This is a genomic window from Mesotoga sp. HF07.pep.5.2.highcov (genome assembly GCF_003666285.1).
GTDB classification, from domain to species: domain Bacteria; phylum Thermotogota; class Thermotogae; order Petrotogales; family Kosmotogaceae; genus Mesotoga; species Mesotoga prima.
Genome location: NZ_JFHJ01000431.1, coordinates 1 through 3,126, shown reverse-complemented (window position 1 = coordinate 3,126; position 3,126 = coordinate 1). Strand labels below are relative to the sequence as shown.

Genomic DNA, 3,126 nt, shown 5'->3' with positions numbered 1-3,126 from the left:
GACGGGCAACGCGGTTTTCATCAGCGCTCAGCGGGTTTTTGCTCTTAAGCGTACAGCGGTTCTTAGGATAGAGATGCTGAAACAAGTTCATGACGCGGAGCGCGGGGTATCGATTAAAGGGTATGGGGTCTCGTGAAGAGAACCGGCTTAACAATTCGGGTTTTCTATGCACCTATGAAGTTATCCGGGCAGCGCGTTTGGCAAGTCCCTAACACTGCCATCCCGAACTTGTTTCGGGATCTTGTTTTGATCTCTCTGTCCGCAGAGAACGGTGAATTATCAAGCGCTTATCCGTTTGTCAGTCTAAGTTTTGAAGGCAACCAATATAGCGAAAAATAAAAATAATAGTCTGAAAGTTGCCACTACAATGCCTTTAGAATATCAGTTCATGATGGTTATAGGCGTGTTCTGGTAAAACCGTGCCAATAACCTACTCTATCGAAGCGGCCTTCACTTCAAATACGCGCATCGAAAACCACCTTGGTAAAGAAAACCCTTTTATACTCAAAACCGCTTCCCGGCAATCTCTATCATTCCCATTCCAAGGGAATTCTTTTCTCCAAGTCCGGTGTCGTACAGAAACGCAATCTCCTCTCCGGTACCGGAAATCTTTACTGGGACGACCGATCCGAAGACTTCTATGTCGTCAACAATATTGATTCTTATGTTGCTCTTCCTCCCGACTTTTTCTACATATTCGCCATCGACAACAATACTGACACTGCTCTCTCTCCCGGAGAAAACTCTGAATTTCTCTCTGGCATTCTTAGTAAGGAATTCGCCAAACTGGGCAGGGTCCTGATAAGCCCTCAAGTAGAAAGGCGTCTTATGTTCGTCGTTTCTCGTCGAAAGAACGATAGGCGTAATACATTTGAAGAGCTCCTCTCCGCTTTCAAAACTCTCCGTCGATGCAAAGGCGTTTTGAATCACAAGATTATGATTGAGGATTCTAATTTCCCTGTTTAGCAGCAAGAAATCCACTAGATGCTGCATGATCTCTCTCACCGGCGAGGATATATACAGAGCAGCGATATCTTTGGTGAAGACAATCATCTCGCCATTGTCTCCGGCTTTGATATAAGCATTCTTTTCCGGAATTAGCTTGGAGAAACAGAAGAACTTGAAGCTCTTGCTTCCGTCAAGAAAGCCCTCATCGTGCAACCATTTCGAATAATCGGGATTTGCCTTTTGTATCATCGCGTAGATCAGACCCGAAAGCTGGTGAAAGTGATCGCGGGGAACGGCCTTGTTCTTCAGGCCGCTAAGTGTGAGCTTAACTCTCATATCTACCTCCCATAGAACTAAAACTGAACATCTCTAGACAGAACGATCTCTCGTCCATCCATCTTTGCGCTCATCATGGCCGCGGTAACAACTCTCTCTAGTTCTCGATAGTTGCCGGGGTATTCGTAACCCTCCAGTTTCTCTATTGCAGCGATGCTTATCTCATCTATACTGAGATTCAGAAGCTTCTTTTTCACCTGGAGAAGATGACTAAGAATATATCTGAAATCTGACTTTCTCTCAGAAAGTGAAGGCATGTGAATCTCGTAGGCAAAACGCTGAAAGAAGTCAGATCTGAAATTGCCGAGGCTCATTTCCTTTCTAACATCTCGATTCGTGGCGGCGATAATCAATACGGGTACTTTCACACCCGAAGGATCTGAAAAGCCTTCTATAAGGACCTTCATATCGTCCAGATAGGTCAAAAGCTTTGCCTGGATAGCAGGAGAGATTTCCCCGATCTCATCGAGGAATACTGCTCCTCCCGCCATTGACACCATTTTACCAACCTTATAAGAACTCCCGGTCCACGACCCCGGAAAACTTCCGAATAGCTCACTTTCAAGCAGGTTGTCTCCCATATTGACCAGCGAGATTCTCGAAAAGGTTTTCAGGGAGCCAAATAGGCTGTTTGCTATGTACTTCGCCAGAAGAGTTTTTCCGCAACCAGTAGGACCTGTGAGCAGAATACAAACCGGCTTTCTGAACTTCATTTCGGATGTCAGATCATTCAGTCTTCCTATAGCAAGTTGAGCTCCTGTGAGATTCTGATCGTTAGAGATCTCTTTCTTTTCAAGCGCTTCAAGAGTCTTGTTTGCCTTATCTCGAAACTTCTTTAGTTCTTTAACATAGGGCATTACAGACGTTATTATTTCGTTAGTCTTCTTGACATTCCTGTGGGTAATATCGTCTCCAAAGAGCGAAATATAGGCGGCTTCTTCAGAATCTTTATCATTTTGGAAAGCTTTGTCGTCGAGCTTCACTTTCCAGTCGATCCTTTTCTTAAAGTCCCATTCAGGAAAACGGTTGATAGCTTATCTCTCAAAACGTTTTTCAAGACATTCTCAAACCGTGAAATCTCACCATACTCCATTCTCTCTCCATAGAACCGATCGATAGGGAAGATTCCGACAGCACCCATTCTTTGCGCGAATTTTACTATGTTACTTTCAAGACCTCCTTTGAACATTATGAATAACTGGCCTGAAGACCGTTCAGGGTTCAGCTCTCCAATGACCTTGATCACTATTCCCTGTTCTTCACAAAACTCCGGGCACTGCACAATTTCTACTTTTTCTCTTAGGTCTTCTTTTGATGAGACAAGACTTCCAACGATCTCCTTAAGTACTCTTAACTCATGTTCTTCAAAACCCTTCTCAATAATGAATACTTTCATTTTCCAGCCTCCCCGCAATTTGATGAAAATAATGCCTTATTGAACTTCGGTTAAGCTCTTTCAATAGAGCTTTCGGTTCGCCCAGTTTGCTTTCGGGATACCCGGCCTTCATAATGGTCCTGTTCAGCCGAATGACTATTCCCAATAAATCTTCCACTTCAAGCGAATAGTCAATTAATCCGGTAGACTCTGCAATCATTTCTTCAAACTTGTATTTGAGCGCTTCTCCCACCTCCGGGTCCCCCATAGCGATTCTCATAATCGCCAGTGCCTGCTTCGAAAGATTTGGAGCACCGCTTCTGGGAGTTAGGCAGTTGAGAGTGTATAGAACTCCGTCGGGCATCCGGAAGAGATACCAGGATAACTGGTTCTTGGATACGTCATTCAAATCGGAGACGCCAAAGAGAATCTTTGAGCTGAGCGAGCCAAAGAGATCTTCAATCGAG

General features: G+C 44.4%; 3 protein-coding genes and 1 pseudogene. All 4 read right to left on the bottom strand.

The features are described from left to right. Nucleotides 1–504 precede the first annotated feature (504 nt). Nucleotides 505–1,284, bottom strand: a complete 780-nt coding sequence (gene cas6, locus BG32_RS09050) for a CRISPR-associated endoribonuclease Cas6 (protein ID WP_121526714.1) — start codon at nt 1,282–1,284, stop codon at nt 505–507. Nucleotides 1,285–1,301: 17 nt separating this feature from the next. After that, the gene (locus BG32_RS09045) at nt 1,302–2,267 is read right to left on the bottom strand and encodes a sigma-54 dependent transcriptional regulator (protein ID WP_259459639.1); all 966 of its coding nucleotides are present in this window, start codon (nt 2,265–2,267) and stop codon (nt 1,302–1,304) included. Continuing rightward, nucleotides 2,264–2,680, bottom strand: a complete 417-nt coding sequence (locus BG32_RS16540; RefSeq protein ID WP_259459638.1) for a hypothetical protein — start codon at nt 2,678–2,680, stop codon at nt 2,264–2,266. The genes BG32_RS09045 and BG32_RS16540 overlap by 4 nt, the downstream gene beginning before the upstream one ends. Next, nucleotides 2,661–3,126: pseudogene (locus tag BG32_RS09040) on the bottom strand (hypothetical protein); the annotation flags it as partial. The pseudogene BG32_RS09040 and the gene BG32_RS16540, both read right to left, overlap by 20 nt.

What these genes read in the sequence shown, in the direction of transcription:
- BG32_RS16540 (WP_259459638.1), bottom strand. Translation starts at nt 2,680, where the DNA reads ATGAAAGTATTCATTATTGAGAAGGGTTTTGAAGAACATGAGTTAAGA.
- cas6 (WP_121526714.1), bottom strand. Translation starts at nt 1,284, where the DNA reads ATGAGAGTTAAGCTCACACTTAGCGGCCTGAAGAACAAGGCCGTTCCC.